Annotated in this window: 19 protein-coding genes; 6 read left to right on the top strand and 13 right to left on the bottom strand. The window is 60.7% G+C overall.

Annotation, left to right across the window (positions count from 1 at the left end; translation table 11 throughout):
* From ABCR94_RS38985 to ABCR94_RS38960, 6 genes are all read left to right on the top strand, one after another.
* Positions 1–924: hypothetical protein (locus ABCR94_RS38985; RefSeq protein ID WP_347126174.1), on the top strand; the 924-nt coding region annotated here is incomplete at its 5' end.
* 474 nt (positions 925–1,398) lie between these two features.
* A complete protein-coding gene (locus ABCR94_RS38980; protein ID WP_347126173.1) occupies positions 1,399–2,463 on the top strand; it encodes a hypothetical protein in 1,065 nt (354 codons plus the stop codon).
* A gap of 11 nt (positions 2,464–2,474) precedes the next feature.
* Positions 2,475–3,455 (top strand): CHAP domain-containing protein, encoded by a 981-nt coding sequence (locus tag ABCR94_RS38975; RefSeq protein WP_347126172.1) that lies wholly within the window; start codon positions 2,475–2,477, stop codon positions 3,453–3,455.
* Positions 3,456–3,524: 69 nt separating this feature from the next.
* Positions 3,525–3,809 carry a hypothetical protein gene (locus ABCR94_RS38970; RefSeq protein WP_347126171.1) on the top strand — a complete coding sequence of 95 codons (285 nt, stop codon included), beginning with the start codon at positions 3,525–3,527 and terminating at the stop codon, positions 3,807–3,809.
* The gene (locus ABCR94_RS38965) at positions 3,810–4,718 is read left to right on the top strand and encodes a peptidoglycan-binding protein (RefSeq protein WP_347126170.1); all 909 of its coding nucleotides are present in this window, start codon (positions 3,810–3,812) and stop codon (positions 4,716–4,718) included.
* Between the two features lie 32 nt (positions 4,719–4,750).
* Positions 4,751–4,984: a hypothetical protein gene (locus ABCR94_RS38960; protein ID WP_347126169.1), complete on the top strand. Its 234-nt coding sequence runs from the start codon at positions 4,751–4,753 to the stop codon at positions 4,982–4,984.
* A gap of 87 nt (positions 4,985–5,071) precedes the next feature.
* Here ABCR94_RS38960 and ABCR94_RS38955 read toward each other — a convergent pair whose 3' ends face one another.
* The 13 genes from ABCR94_RS38955 to ABCR94_RS38900 form a co-directional block, all read right to left on the bottom strand.
* Positions 5,072–5,419: a hypothetical protein gene (locus ABCR94_RS38955; RefSeq protein ID WP_347126168.1), complete on the bottom strand. Its 348-nt coding sequence runs from the start codon at positions 5,417–5,419 to the stop codon at positions 5,072–5,074.
* Positions 5,416–5,550 carry a DUF8636 domain-containing protein gene (locus ABCR94_RS39365; RefSeq protein ID WP_521978813.1) on the bottom strand — a complete coding sequence of 45 codons (135 nt, stop codon included), beginning with the start codon at positions 5,548–5,550 and terminating at the stop codon, positions 5,416–5,418. The genes ABCR94_RS38955 and ABCR94_RS39365 overlap by 4 nt, the downstream gene beginning before the upstream one ends.
* Positions 5,551–5,637: 87 nt before the next feature.
* A complete protein-coding gene (locus ABCR94_RS38950; protein WP_347126167.1) occupies positions 5,638–5,985 on the bottom strand; it encodes a histone-like nucleoid-structuring protein Lsr2 in 348 nt (115 codons plus the stop codon).
* 300 nt (positions 5,986–6,285) lie between these two features.
* Positions 6,286–6,924, bottom strand: coding sequence for a hypothetical protein (locus tag ABCR94_RS38945; RefSeq protein WP_347126166.1), 639 nt, complete (start codon positions 6,922–6,924; stop codon positions 6,286–6,288).
* A gap of 11 nt (positions 6,925–6,935) precedes the next feature.
* Positions 6,936–8,441 carry a DUF3987 domain-containing protein gene (locus ABCR94_RS38940; RefSeq protein ID WP_347126165.1) on the bottom strand — a complete coding sequence of 502 codons (1,506 nt, stop codon included), beginning with the start codon at positions 8,439–8,441 and terminating at the stop codon, positions 6,936–6,938.
* Positions 8,442–8,504: 63 nt separating this feature from the next.
* Positions 8,505–8,795, bottom strand: coding sequence for a hypothetical protein (locus ABCR94_RS38935; RefSeq protein ID WP_347126164.1), 291 nt, complete (start codon positions 8,793–8,795; stop codon positions 8,505–8,507).
* Between the two features lie 453 nt (positions 8,796–9,248).
* Positions 9,249–9,611 carry a hypothetical protein gene (locus ABCR94_RS38930; protein WP_347126163.1) on the bottom strand — a complete coding sequence of 121 codons (363 nt, stop codon included), beginning with the start codon at positions 9,609–9,611 and terminating at the stop codon, positions 9,249–9,251.
* Positions 9,612–9,623: 12 nt separating this feature from the next.
* On the bottom strand, positions 9,624–9,962 hold the full coding sequence (locus ABCR94_RS38925; protein WP_347126162.1) for a hypothetical protein: 339 nt from the start codon (positions 9,960–9,962) through the stop codon (positions 9,624–9,626).
* Between the two features lie 78 nt (positions 9,963–10,040).
* Positions 10,041–10,412, bottom strand: a complete 372-nt coding sequence (locus ABCR94_RS38920) for a hypothetical protein (protein ID WP_347126161.1) — start codon at positions 10,410–10,412, stop codon at positions 10,041–10,043.
* A gap of 1,305 nt (positions 10,413–11,717) precedes the next feature.
* Positions 11,718–11,984: a hypothetical protein gene (locus ABCR94_RS38915; RefSeq protein WP_347126160.1), complete on the bottom strand. Its 267-nt coding sequence runs from the start codon at positions 11,982–11,984 to the stop codon at positions 11,718–11,720.
* A 110-nt stretch (positions 11,985–12,094) separates the two neighbouring features.
* Entirely contained in the window at positions 12,095–12,268 is a 174-nt protein-coding gene (locus tag ABCR94_RS38910) for a hypothetical protein (RefSeq protein ID WP_347126159.1), read from the bottom strand.
* A gap of 892 nt (positions 12,269–13,160) precedes the next feature.
* Positions 13,161–13,436, bottom strand: a complete 276-nt coding sequence (locus tag ABCR94_RS38905) for a hypothetical protein (RefSeq protein WP_347126158.1) — start codon at positions 13,434–13,436, stop codon at positions 13,161–13,163.
* Positions 13,437–13,526: 90 nt separating this feature from the next.
* Positions 13,527–13,718: a hypothetical protein gene (locus ABCR94_RS38900; RefSeq protein WP_347126157.1), complete on the bottom strand. Its 192-nt coding sequence runs from the start codon at positions 13,716–13,718 to the stop codon at positions 13,527–13,529.
* Positions 13,719–14,578 lie beyond the last annotated feature (860 nt).

Genomic DNA, 14,578 nt, shown 5'->3' with positions numbered 1-14,578 from the left:
TTGCCATTTTGGGCTCGTGTCGTCAACGGTCGTAGTGTCGAGATCAACGCAGGCAAAGCGTGGGTCGGGGGTTTCTATTACCAGAACACCGCCCTCAAGACCGTGACGATTGCTGCCAACTCAACGAGTAAGCCGCGCAAGGACTTGATTGTCATTCAGGCCGATATGGCTAAGAGCGCGGTCAACGTCGTGGTGGTGCAGGGCACGGCAGCCTCCTCGCCGGTAGCTCCTCGACCTCGCCGGCAGCTAGGCGGCCTCTGGGAAATGCCGCTGTACGAGGTAGACGCAGCAGCCCAGAACGCGTCAGTCACCATCTCCGCTCGTATGCCCTTCGATGTTCCCACCACTGCGGCCTACCCGTGGAATACGGAGGCTGGGGTGGCATTCCAGCCCCGAGGCACGTTCACGCTCGACATGGACAACAACGGTGGTGACACGCAGCAGGAGGGCTTCCTAGGCCGAGACGGATTCGTCTCGACTCGCCACCTCGGGAAGTCCCGCCCCTATAACCCCGCCATGGTGGGAATCGGCAACCCCGCTGTTCGGCAGGGCCGTTGGCGGTGGATCGCACCCAACACGGTGTACTTCTCCATCCATCTTGAGAGCACCTCGACTTCAGACCTCAAGATCCCAAGTAGCGGCTGGACGTACGGCGTAACGCTGCCAGTCCCCGCGAACGGAAAGATGGGGCAGACATTCGCCGGGTTGATTGACAATAACGGCACCGGCGCTTCTCCGAATCTCCCGAACCTAGTCCAGATTCTTGGCCGCACCAATCGGGGTGGCCACACCTCCACCATGTACTTCTACATGCCCAACCGGAATTACATCCCTGATTCGGGTCTGGACGGAATCGACCTTTTCCCCCGTAAGGGCTTCCTCAACATCTCTGGTGTCTACGAGGCCGCGCAGTTCAAGGAGTAAGGAGTCCTTATGGCACGAAACCTATTCGGTGGTACGGCTGCTGACGTTGCGGAAGATGCCTCGGGCGTCCGTGTACCAGGTGTCACGGGGAGCGTCTGGGACGGACCGAGTGACGGAGCCCTGGAGGTCACGGACCTCCAGGACCTCGCTGGCGCACCCATGCAGCTCCTCACCTCTGACGACAACGGGATGTTGCCCGCGTTCTTCGGCCCTGAGGACGCAGCCCTTGAGCGGCTATACGTCGATTTCGGGGGTGGCCGAGTCGCCATCCTCGCGAGCGACGTAGGAGACAGACTCAGAGAGCACCTGTCCGCCCCAGACCCGCACGGAGATCGCGCATACGCCGACGCAACTTTCGTGCGAGCCAATGAGGCGGGTTGGGTGTCGAGCCCCAACGCGAGGGCAGATCGAGCCAAGGGCGTGCATGTGCCCGCGAGTTGGGGCGAGACCTGGCGACCGAAGCGGGATGCCGCAATGGTCATCGGAAAAGCCGCGGTGGCAGTCATCGGCGGCTCAGATGCATCGGGCTTCTACGCGAGCCAGCTGGTTACTGCGTCCTGGCCAGGAGTGCTCTCTTCTGCCCTGCGGACTGCCTACGGAGACGGCGGCTCGGGCTTTCGCACCGCCATGGTCAGCGCTCAGGGGATCGGTGGACAGGACAGCACCGCTATCACTCAGTGGACAGCCACGGGCGGCCTCATCACTCAGTCGGGGCCTTGGTCAATCGGCGGGCATCTGGCAGGGCCGGGCTGGGGGTACCTCTACACCTCGACGCCTGGTGCGTCTCTGACTTTCATCGTGGCCGGCACATCCGTGGGCATCTACACCCTCGGGGCGGACGGCGGGCGGGCTCAGTGGTCCTACGCCATCGACAGTGCCCCTGCGGTCGACGTCTCCGAATCAGCCACCACAGGACTCAGCGGGCTCAAGCGCGTGGTCGCGGGCCTGGCTCCTGGCCCCCACACCGTGACCATCAAGCACACAGGTATCGCGGGGCAGTTCCTCTCAGTGTGCGGAGTCTCTGGCGAGAACGACACGGGGGTTGTGCTCAACAACTTCGGTCGTAAGAACGCGACTGCTGCGGGATACGCCAAGCCTGCCCGCGTGAGCTGGAACGGCGGAAGTGACTACCCCGCCGATCTCCTCATCTACTCCGTCAGCCTTGAAGACGTGCTCAATAGCACCTCCCCCGACTCTTGGGCCAGCTCGGTGCACCAGCACCTCTCACATGTCCGCGACAGCGGTGATGCTGTCGGAGCCACAGACATTGTTCTGGTCCTCCCGCACATCGGCAGGGCCGACACGGCCAGCTTCCGCTATCAGGACTTCGCGGGCCGAGCCATGAACCTTGCTCTGACCTTCGACGCAGCCCTAGTCAACTTCTGGGGCATGGGCCGTAATTCGTGGAATCACTGGAACTCGCTCGGGCACTGGGCAAATCCGTCTACGCCCGGCGCATCCGGAACTGATGCAGTTCACCTTTCTGACGCTGGGCACTCCTATGTGGCAGCGGCGCTCAACACGCTCTTGCAGAGCTAACAGGAGGTCCCGTGATCAATCCTCAGATGCCACAGGTGGTGGCCGTTGCACGAAGCCAGGTCGGTTACCGCGAGGGCTACAACGAAGGCGGCTGGAATAACTTCACAAGGTATGCGACCGAGGTTCCCGGACTCGGCTGGTCGCAGGGCCTTTCCTGGTGCGCGGTCTTCACATCGTGGGTAGCCATGCGCGCGGGTGTTCCTTCCCTCTTCCCGCGTACGGCGGACTGCTCGGCAGGCGTCACCTGGTTCAGTGCGGCAAACCGATGGAGCTGGTTCCCCGCCCTCGGGGCAATGGTCTTCTACGGAACCAGCGGGCAGGACCATACCGGCATCGTCTATGCCTACGACGAGACGTTCATTTACACGGTCGAAGGCAACACGTCCGACAACGGCAGTACCGAAGGAGATGGTGTTTACGTCCGTAAGCGTCGCCGCTCCGACGCGATCGTTTACGGCTACGGAGTTCCTGCCTACGCCGAGGGAGTCATCACGGCCGAAGCGGCAAAGAAGGGTGTCAGCGGCTACACCTACGCTCCGTCGAGCTACGGTCCGGGGCCGACAGACCTTCGCCCAGGGGCGTTTCTGGTTGAGAACCTAGTGGCGGACTCGGCTTCCGTGAACGGCTCCGCGAACGTGGGCCGCCTTTCCATTCAGCAGAACGACATCTCGACCGTGGCACTTGAGATCGTCGCGGCTTCCTCAGTTGCTCCGCAGACCGTTCTCATCAAGGACGCTGACGGAGTGACCAGGTTCGAGATTGCGGCCAACGGTAATTCTGTCCACCGTGCTCTCGCTTCTTTCACCAGTGCTCTACAGCTCGGCTCAGCAACCGCGGATCTGGGTGGGGGTGCAGGGGCCGTAGTCGGAATCAAGAACGCGACGACCGCACCAACCACCAACCCGACAGGGGGCGGTGTGCTTTTCGTCCAGGCCGGAGCCCTGCGGTGGCGAGGCAGCAGCGGAACCGTCACCACCATCGCACCTGCCTAATACCAAATACGAGACGTCAGAGGGCACCCACAAACGCGGGTGCCTTTTTTGCTGCCCCCTGGAGCCCCTATGGCCCTGTCGAGCTTTGCCCAAATCGTGGGGACTCTAGCGACTTTCATTGCTGCTGTCGTTGTCGTCCTCGCCACTCACAGAACCAGCGCCGCGAAAATCTGGCGCGAGGAAGCAGAAGCCCAGAAGGAACGGGCCGATCGCCTTTCCGGCGACTTGACCGAGATCAAGAACCGCCTCAGCCGCATTGAGGCTGAGAACGCGCGACTGATCCAAATCCTCATCTCTCTCGACCCTGCCCGGCTTGCCGGCTTCCGAATGCCGGACCGCTCTACGGAGGACTAAATGACCACTACCCCTATGACGCCTACTCAGATCAAGGCACAGCTCAAGAAGTTCGGAGCCCCGTTCAAGGAATACAAGGACTGGGATTCCCACAACCGAAACCACAAGGGCCCTTGGGGCCCCGTTCACGGCTTCATGGTCCACCACACGGGCTCTGACTCGAAGGACCAGCGAGAGCTTCTGTACCGGGGAATCACTGACCTTCCCGGCCCGCTAGCGCAGTTCGGCCTATCCCAGGACGGCACAGTTCACCTCATCGGCTGGGGCCGCGCGAATCACGCGGGCCTCGGTGACGACGATGTCCTACATGCCGTCAAGAATGAGCTGAAGCTTCCCCAGGACAACGAGAGCAACACCGATGGAAACAGGCACTTCTACGGCGTTGAGATCTGGTACTCGGGCTCGCACAAGATGACCGAAGCCCAGTACGCGACCCTGCGGAAGCTTGCTGCGGCGGTGCTCGACTTCCACGGCTGGAGCGAGAAGAGCGTCATCGGCCATGGCGAATGGGGCAGTCCCGGCAAGTGGGACCCCGGTTACGCCACGGGCAAGATGATGGGAATGGACGATGTCCGGAAGGACATCAAGGCGACGCTTGCCAAGAAGCCAGACGACGAAAAGCCGAAGCCCCCTTCCAAGCCGACGACTCCGGCCAAGCCGAAGCCTTCCATTCCTGCCTTCCCTGGGACGTACTACTTCCGTCCAGGGGCCAAGAATTCGTACGTGACCATGCTCGGGCGGCAGCTCGTCAAGAAGGGTTACAAGCGCTTTTACAAGGTCGGTCCCGGCGCTCAGTGGACGGCCGTTGACCGTGCTGCGGTGAGGGCATTCCAGACCGCGCAGGGCTGGGCCGGAAGCAACGCAGACGGCTACCCAGGGCCAGAGACATGGAAGCGCCTTTTCTCCTGAACTACACAACAAATACAAAGGTGATGATGAATATGACCAACTTCCTTTCCGCGCACGGTGTACGTCTCTACGGCGTCCTGGCCGCGCTCCTTCCCCTTCTCCTGCTCCGTTGGCCGGACCTACCCAGTGCGGCGCTGCTTGCCTTCGCGGCGGTCCTCCTGGGCGTCGGTGAGGCGGCTCAGCGGGTTGAGAACACCAAGACCCTGTCCGCCCTTTACTCCGACTCGCCGTTTGAGGCAGAGCTTCGCGGCAACCGAGCTGAGTAACCCGGCACTTGATCTAGGCGTAGAGGTGCGTCTGGGGTAGAGAGACAAAAATGGCCCCTCCCGGAAACGGGAGGGGCCATTTTTGCGTTACCCCTTGGGCTTGCCGCCCATGGGGGTGCTGATCATCTTTGGGTAGCTCTCTCGATCGACTACCTTCAACCGCTTCAGCACCTTCACATGTTCCGCGTATCCGCGCTTTATGGCCTCATTGATCTCAGCCCCACCGACACCGACAGGAAGCTCTCCAACTGCCTGCTTGATGAACTTCCCATACCCAAATGCGGTATTCAGGCTAACGACGAAGCGGCTGGTAGGCACGTTGAGATACACGATGCCCGACTCTTTACCATCAATGATGATCGACCACGTGGGCCAGAAGCCGTGGAGCTTGTCCTCGTCTGGGACAGGAGTCAGGTCTATTTGGACCTCGGTCACTTCCCTAGCCTCTCAGAGACGATCTCGACATCCGTTGCGCCCTCAGATTCCAGCGTCCGCTTGCGCTCTTCAGCAGTCGGCTTGTCGTAGCTCACGGCGGACGTGTGCGTCTTCCCGCCCACTGCCCACATCACCCGGTAGTTGATCAAGTCCCCTCCAAAGGCAAAGGCCCGCCCCTCGCGGGGCGGACCTCACAACGTACTGCCTTGGTCTGACACTCAGGCGTTGGCCGCCGCGTACGCCTGCTTGATGGGGGCCGAGATGCGGCCACGCGTGCTGACCTTGTGCCCGTGGTCAGCAGCCCACTTGCGGTACTCCTCCGGAGTCGGCTCACCAGCAGCACGAACAGACTTGGCAGTCGATCCTCCGCGTGTGCCGGCAGCAGCTCGGCCACCCGCCCGCCGACCGGCCTTCATGTACGGCGCCAGGAGGGCACGCAGCTCGTCAATGTGGACCTCGCTGAGGTCGATTTCGTACGTCTTGCCGTCCAGCCCGAAGGTTGTGCTCTCGTGAGCTTCCCCGCCGTCGAGGTCATCGATGAGGAGGGTCGTAATCTTCTGAGCCATTGTTCTGTGCCTTCCACGCTGAATCAGTTCTGGTTCTGGAGGGTCGGGCAGGCTTCCGCCGTATCCCTAAACGGAAACCGCCCTCGTACCACTACAGCGCCATGAGACGCCGATGTGTCACGGTGACGTTCTCATAGTGCCTGATCTTGCTCAAGTATGTTTTACTCCCGCCACTCCCCCCGCCCCCACTTACGGCAGAGACCAGAGTAGCGACCCTGCACGGCAAGAGACGTTGTGGGTCGATGCTTAGGCATTGAGGAAGGGCTAGGGATCTTACCGCCCTCGCCTGCCGCGCCCATTTCAGTGCACATCCTCAATGGGTGTGAACTTGTCAGAGCTGAGATATCCGACCAGCTCACGAGTACGGACGTGATGGACGGGCGTTCCGTACTTCCCCTCAGTCACGCCCTGCTCCTGGAGGTCGCTGCCCTCCAGGCCCTCCGGTTCCCCAGGGGCAGGCAGCCACCAGATCTGAGACTGAAGGGCACAGCTCAGCAGCACCTCACTCGTGTCCACGTCACGGACTTCGTACCTGCCCTCTCCTGCATAGGTGACTTCCGTAAGGGTGACGGGCTCCTTGGGCTCACTCGACCGCTTCCCACCCTTCCCTCCGAAGTAGATCCGGGCTCGGGGGTCACTCGTCTTGATACCGGGAACCGCCCGCAGCTCACTGTTCGTCCAAGCTGCCTCCGGCTCCTTCACGAGTTCGACCGCGCCCGAGTCGGAGAAAAGCGTGGTCCAGGTGGACCGCTCCTTGACGTTTGTGCCAGCGGCTCCGACGCACACACGCACCCCCTTGGTCCGCGCTCCACTCCGGGTGGCCGTGACCTCTGTCGGCAACGCAAGCAGGGTCCCGGTACGGGTCACGCCGTGTCCTCGCGCATCCGCTCCTGTAGCCGTCACGTAGTCGCCAACCTTGAGCCCTGCGAGGGTCTTCATGAGATTTGAAGTCATGCCGTCATCTCCTGTGTCTGCTCAGCCGTGATCGGCTGAGGGGTCTTCTTGGTTGCGGCCTTCCTGGGGGCCCTGGTTCGTGCCGGCGAAGCCGCGGTGGCCTTCCTCGGAGCCGCAACCTTCTTGGCGGGGGCTCTCTTAGTCGCCGTAGCCCGCTTAACAGGGACTGCCTTCTTACGGACAGCAGCAGGCTTCCGAGCTGGGGCCTTCACGGGCTCGGGCTCAGGAACAGGCTCAGGCGTCGGCTCGACCAGACGGAAGATCACCGGGTTCTGTCCGGGCCTGTTCGTCCTGACCTGCTCCACCTGAACATCTGCCATGTCAGAGGCCGTTGAGAAGATCTGGTCAGCCGGGTAGCGAGAGGACAAGGCCCGGTAGAGGAGAGTCGATGTCATCTCTCCGTGGATCAACAGCTTTTCCCTGATCTTCTGGTCCAGGGGGAGGACTGTGCGCGCCTTCTGCACGTTGCTTTGAGAGATCAACTGCTTGACCGAGGCTATGGAGAACTCAACGAAAGCGCGTGCAGCCTTAAGGGCCTTTACGCTGATGAGTGTCTTGCGCTCAGCCGCAGTGAGTACGCACGCGACCCTCATAACCTGCTCGTCGGCTCGCTCGATGAAGCAAGACACCTCCTCGGGCAGTTCATCCATGATGTCCTCGTACTCTGCCCGAAGATCATCAAAGTGCTCTGCCGCAGCTTCACTCAGCTCCATTTGGCGAGTCTCCTTTCGCGCCCACTCGTACCCGAGCCGCAGAGACGCGCTCACCTTGATGTCGCTAAGTGGATTCCGGCGATTCTTCGCGGTCCGGAGCAACTTGGACCGCTCGACCATCACGGGGAGAATGCGGTTGTACGACCCTCCCTGAGCCTCCGTGATCGATATGTACTTAGCCCAAGCCGCAGGCTGAATGTGCACGTGGAACCCCAGGGCGGGCGTGTCAACGGTGACCTCTACTCGCTGCCCGTCCTTCTTAGTCACGTTGGATACCCGCCCTCCGTCCCAAGCAGTTCGGAGAACTCCCGAATACTTGGGGCAGCGGTTCGTGAGTTTGAGCGAGGTCGACCACTCCTCATCCACAATCACTGTGCGTCCGTCCATGCCCCCCTCCTGGGTCAGAGAGTCCTGTTCGGTCTCATAGAGGGTCTGCACCAGAGATGGCCCCGAGGAAATGCCGCCCTGCCGGCGGAGGACTAGGAAGTCTCCGATAGCGTCACGAACGATGGCCTCAGCGGTCGACAGCGCGTATCCCTTGCGCCCGACCCGCGAACGGCCAGCAAGGGCCGTCCACACCACGGAAGGCCGCCCGTTGGGTTGCAAGATGTTGCCGTTCAGGGCAGCGGAGTATAGGGCCAGCACAGCGGCATGTACGCCTACCGGATCAGCCTCCGTGTACGGCATGGCTCCTTTGACAGCCGCTCCGATAGGCCCGTAGGCCATCGGTTCATAGCGTGCCTTCTCGTCCACAACTCCCCTTTCTGTTCGGTTGTGTTGCACGTCCACGCTGGGGGCGTGAGCGTCCATGGATCGGGCCGGAACCTCTGTTCCGGCCCTCACTAAAGAGGCTCAGTCCTGGTCGTCCTCGTTGCTTGACCACACGGGCTCAACCGATAGCTTCACGACCCGTACTTGCTCATACCTGTTGGCCAAAGCTGCGGCCTCGTCTATCGCCTCGCGCCGCATGTTCTCGTAGATCAATCGGTTAGTTCCGATACGCACCGGATCTTCGAACTTCGGCTCGTGCTGCGAGTGCGGCAGCCAAATCCATGTGCTCGCGTCGTCTTCCGCGTACTCCACCTGAAATAGGGTGCGCCGCGAAACCAGACCTATAAGCTGCTCGATGGTCCTGTACTTCATCACTTCGCTTCCTCTGAGCTTCCCTCTGTACCTATCGCTTCGACGCGTCCCGCAGATGGGTCAAGGTCATAGCCCCTCTTCGACAGCAGAAGCCAGACCTGATGCGCAATCGTTCGCTGGCTGTGCAACGGATGAGCAGAGACCTCCATCCAAACGGTTCGCCTCTGCGGACCAGGGTCCGAGTAGTACGTCCACGTCACCTTGTAGACGATCCGTTCCTCATTCACTGACTGTTCCTCCTGATCTGGCGCTCGCGCCGATATGCCCGAGCGGCTTCACGTACCAGAGCCCGAGCGGCCTTCCGCGGATCGGCGTACGTGGCGGCTATCGCCCCGAGGCCCTGGCGCAGAGCCCAGTACGCACGCAACCGGGTGCAGGCATCTGCCTTGCCGGCTGCGGCCCTGGCCCCACTGCGGACCCTCTGCATGTCCAGGTCCCAGGACTTCACAGCGCTCACGCGGCCTCGCGCCCGAGCTGCTGCCCGTCGGGGATTATCAGGACGAGCGCATCAGCGGGCCACGGATCGCAAAACCCCTCTCTTTCGGAGAGGACAACGACCGGACCAACTAGGTCCGCCACGTGGCAGCAGACCCCGCATTCGCACGTTGGGTCATAGACGAACGTGGCAGCGGCGTACTGATCATTGAAGTAGTCCGAACGCCCCCGAGTGTCGAACTCGGCAAGGATCAGGTCTCCCTCACATACGTCCTCAGCCTTAGCGACGCGGGCTAGGCACTGCTCCTCAAGTATCGGAGCGTGGTCCTCATCCTGAGGGTACGTGAGGACGACCACGGGGAAAAACTCAATGCACTTCACGGGTAGAACCTCCTAGAACTTGGAAAGCTTCTCTGTAAGCCACTCGTAGTCGCCCCACTTGGCAAGGAACTTGGCCACGGCTGCTCTGTCTCCGAGGAGCATGGTTACGGGCCCGTCGAGCTCGATTTCCCAAAGGACCCCGAGAACCATGGAGTTGAGCCACGTGTTATCAGGCGTACTCAAAGGCAACTGCCCGCACCTCCCCCGGAACACGCGCCGCTCGATCTGCGGGGCAGCATCGAGCACAGTGAGTTGAACGGCTTCTGTTCGCGTGTCCCATTCCAGATGTACGCGGACGTTGTAGACGCTGCACACGCCTACCGCAAGATGGTTGTAGGTCTCGCCGGACAAGGTGTGTCCCCTTCACTAGTAGGCCGAGCAAAGAGCGCGGGGAGGAATCCCAACTCGCCGCGCCCCAAGCTCAGTCGACTAGATCAGTTCGCCACGATCCCGCCATGCCTCGTAAGCAGCAAGCAAGTTGTTCCGCTCGTGCCACTCGCTCATAGCGGCCTCGCGCTTGGCAGGAGGTATGCAGCCAAGGTGTCGCGGGCTCGGCCGCCAAACTCCGCCCTTCCGGCGTCCGCGAATGTGGCTGTAGAACTTCACGACCAACATTCCGCAATCCGCCAGTTCGCATTGCCATGCGGAACGGGTGTCGCTGCCCATGTAATCGCCGACGAGTGTGTAGGCAACCAGTCTTGCCACTTTCTCGGCGTCGCGCGCCGCATCCCGGTTGCGCTTGTTGGCCCCCTGCTTCAAAACAGAGGAAATCGGAGGGTGATCGGCATTCTGTTCAGTCATCGTGTGTATCCCCTTCTCGGTTAGATGTTGTCTGCGTGTCGTCGTGCATGAATGAGGTCAACGCCACCATCGGGGCAGTGCGTGCAAGGGGCGGCGTTCTCGTGCTCTCGCTGCTTGTCAGTGATCACGACTTCCGCGCCGCACGCCCCACAGTTCATGTGCACCATCTACGTTCCCTTCGTTAGAGACAGAGCGAAGGGCACGGACGAGCATCCCTATCCGTCCGTGCCCCGAACTCAGTGCCTAGCGGTTAGCGCTGCGGCTTGTGCTCGGACTCCTTGAGTCCTTCGATGACCGCAAGCCCGACTCTGCCCACGAACCGAGACGTTGGGTCGTCTTCCGTGGCCGCTCCGGTGCTCATGAGAAAATGAGTACTAATCGCATTCCAGGAGTCCCCCTTACGGCGCGCAAGGAATGCCTTAGGGGCAATCGTGTTCACGGCCGTTTCGCGGAGCTGGAACGCATCCTCATAGGAAAGCGCGCCCGTAGCTTCATACTTCTCTGTGACTATGCGCGCACGCCTACGGGCAGTGCTGAGATCGAATACCGCCGTTGCACCGCACTCCGCACACGTGATGTCGTCAACGGAGGAATCATAGACAGGCGCTGCCTCAATGACCGAGTTACCGCACGCGGTTCTGTGCCCGGACCACGTGGCGTGAATCTCGCTCGGAGCGCTCTCGCTATAAGCCGTCTGCATGTGGTCCAGGTTGGCAAACTTGAAATCCCCAGTATTCAACTGGAACCCTCTCCATGAAGCCTTAGAGCTTGTCTCTAGAGGCTCAACGCCACGGGCGGGAGTGACTCCGCCCATGGCATTCAACCTCTAGCTACGGATTGTCTTTCCTGAATGGTGCAAGTGACACAGTGGCAGGCACTCACCCAGGAGTGACCGGCGAGACTGAGAATGGAGAACGCGAGTGCGGCACTCTCCGGCATTCGGGAAGTCCCGCCCACCTTCGGGCATTGCTTATTCCACTCTGTGGGAACGCTGTAGGTCACCCAGTAGTGCTTACCGTCCGCGCCCACTTTTGCGAACCTGACCCAGTCCATGAATGTACTGATGCGATGCCTGCCTTTCTGTGTGTCACGTGCCTAGTAGGGCACGGTCCCGGCCTTGGAAGGGGAAGCTAGTGAACCTTTTCCATGTATGACCGCGCTACTTTGTCGCATTCGGGGTCACTGACCAAGCACGAGTAGATGTAGCGCCTCCCATCGACACACTTAGGGTGGTCACCTATGTGTTCCAGGGCCCAATCAAGGGACTTTCCGAAACGTTCCGCGATTTCCTCGGCCGTCTGAGCGTCAGCCATTATTGGTGTCCTCCGACAGTTCGCCAGTCAGGTACTCGCGCTCAAAGGCGCGCTTTGATACCACCAGGTTGTCAAACGTCGTGAAAAGCATGGGCACGAATCCGGTCTCGCCGTTCCGGCGGACGAAATACAGCCCAACCCTTCCGTCGGAAAGCTGCAATACGGCCTCCCTTTCCAGATACGAGCTTTTCCCGAGTATGAATGTGTACGAGCGGTCGACCTTCGCGAGGACAACCGCACCCGTGTTGACATTGCGCATTTTCTGATTCCTGTCTCCCGCTCCCGTGAACGGGCATGAGAAAGGCACAGAGATGTATCCCTAGACCTCTGTGCCTGCTGACATCTTTCCGCCGTGCCGGCGGGGGCCTACTACAGCCCCGGCGCCGGGAACAGCGTCAGTCCCTCGCGCTTGCGCAACTCCCGGTGCAGCATCCGGTACATGTGGATGTCCGCGTTGCGGATGTTCCACGGGCGAACCGCGCCGCAGTGGTCGAGTTGGTAACGCTTCACCTTGAGCGCGTAGACGATGTTCGCCGTTCGCATCTCCGCTACCTCACGCCAGAGTTCCCGCCGCGCGGAAGCGTGAGTGACAGCGTCACGGCGCTTGAGTGACTGAATCACTTGAGCACGTCGCCCCGGATCGCTTAGGTCTCCGTACACGCCTCCGTGGGCGTCAAGGTAGGTGGAGTAGTCCCGTACCCTCTGCCGCTCAATGGTGTAAGTCTGCATTGTTGCCCCTTCACTTGCCATTGCGCTCTGTACGCAGTGGACAGAGGGGAACACGGATGCATCCCTAAACCCGTGTTCCCGTGCTGCCGACTACGTATAGGAGAGGCGTACGGCACCACTGCGGGTCGTAATCACACTCGTGGCTATCGGCCGTGCCCTGTAGCGTCTTTTACTCAGGTTGAGTTCTACTAGCGCCGGATGGGCCGCATAGGCCACAGCGTCCGCGTAGAACGTGAATCTCTGGTGCCATCCTGGGCCCATGTGAGCTACGTACATTGTTGTTTCTCCTTACGGCTTGACGCAGAGTCGACCGGTACCGTCCTCAAGAACAGTTGAGCCGTCCTCAAACATCAGGGGACCGCAAACGCCGTTCTGAAAACCTGTCTCGTAGGCTGTGTGAGAGTCCCGATCAATACGGGACCGTTCGAGCCCCTGCCCTACCGTGAACCCTGCCCCTAGGCAGAGAAGAACGGTCAACAGACTTACCCGTATACGGCTTCCAACCGTCACGCTCTCCCCTTACTACCGAACTGAAGCTTCCCGTACTTATTGATCCAGTCGAGCACTTGATACGGAACCTCTAGGGCCCGCATACACAGAAAGCACAAGGGCTGGTTAACGCCAGTCTCTTTGAGCAATACAAGTTGCCCCGGATGATCGCACCCGCACCCTTCACAGTGCGTGAATACACGTATGTCGCGCTTGCTCACGCCTCCACCACTCGTACGCCGCCCAGCGGCCCACGCTCGATAATCCGGGATGGGTAGCCAACGCATCCGGCTTCCTTGAATTCCTCGGCATCCTTCCAGTTCTGCTCAGAGAACGGGTAGAGCGTCATGCTGCATTCGTCGGTGCCGACCGCATTACAGAACTCAGCGTAAGCGTTCCTAGCGGCGCCCAGACTGGCATGTCTGCCTAGCGTGAACGAGGTGTTCCCAGGAATGTTCTGAGACATGTAAGAGATCCAGCGGTAGTCACGCATTGAGGTACCTCCCTTTACTCCATTACGCCTTTCGTAATGGGTGAGAGGGTGCACGGGAGAGTATCCCTATCCGCCGCGCACCCGACTCCCTTACGAAAGCGGAATGATACGAATGTTGGAGCCGTTCACCAGGGCATAGCCCGTTCGGTACAGGTCAAGCTTTGCCCGTTGACACACACCCACGTGCGCCACGCTTTGTGTGAATGCTTCAACTGTGCGGATCATGTTTCCCCATGCCCGCACCTCATAGGTGAACGGCCCGGACGCATCCGTGATGCTCACCCTGAAACGGTCATGGTCAATGTTCTCCGTGTGGAACGAGAACGTGTTCAACGGAAGCATTGGAGGCTTCCTCATTGACGCCTCTACTGCAACGGGCATTGCCCTCCTTAGGGTGCTGTACGGCCCCGTAGGGCCGATGGGTGCCTAACTGACACTCCCCTAGGTTCACGCGCTCTCAGACGCTTAAAGCGCACGCAGACGGCCCGGTGAGTATCAGTCACCGTGACCGTTCGTCTGTGCGCCGGACGTGTCGTGTTGAGCGCATGAACCGTAGGCAACTTCAGTTGTGCAATGCCGTACCTAAGGAGCTTCACAAGTCGTCACGGCCTAGGCTGCTCACGGCCCTTACGGGCGGCGCTACCTATTGCCCTCTCATGACAACCCCCTAGGTACGGCTGTACGTGCTGCACTCGCGCTTTGTGCTACTCACCGCTTCCGCTGGTGTCGCTCGGAGTCCGTAGGTCCCTCACAACGGCATTCACGGCAAGCACACGCCACACTCGCTAGGCACGTAGGTCTATTCATTCCGGATGACCATTCCCGGCTATCGGTAGGTGGCTTGGCAGGCCCCTCCTATGGATGCTCACTCCGAAGAGTGAGAGGACAGTAGGTCTGTGTTTCAGCCCGCTTCTGTTGCCACTCGTCATCGCTGCGCTTTCGCTCGGTACCTAGGGAGACCTAGGCACCTCACCAAACGCTCTCAATGGGCCGTAGACGTCCCGCAGATGACTGACGCACACCTACGGTGTGCCGTTGTGGCTACGGGGTCTGTATGGCCCCTCAGAGAGCACGTCACTACTCGCGCTAGAGGAGTGGCCAGTCAGCTGACTGGCACTCAGACCCGCTATCCAGTTATCAAG

Origin of the sequence: Streptomyces changchenzhani (assembly GCF_039766235.1) — a bacterium.
In the GTDB taxonomy this organism is placed as follows: Bacteria; Actinomycetota; Actinomycetes; order Streptomycetales; family Streptomycetaceae; genus Streptomyces.
The sequence above is the reverse complement of the archived record's forward strand: the minus strand, read 5'-3'. Positions and strand labels throughout refer to the sequence as shown.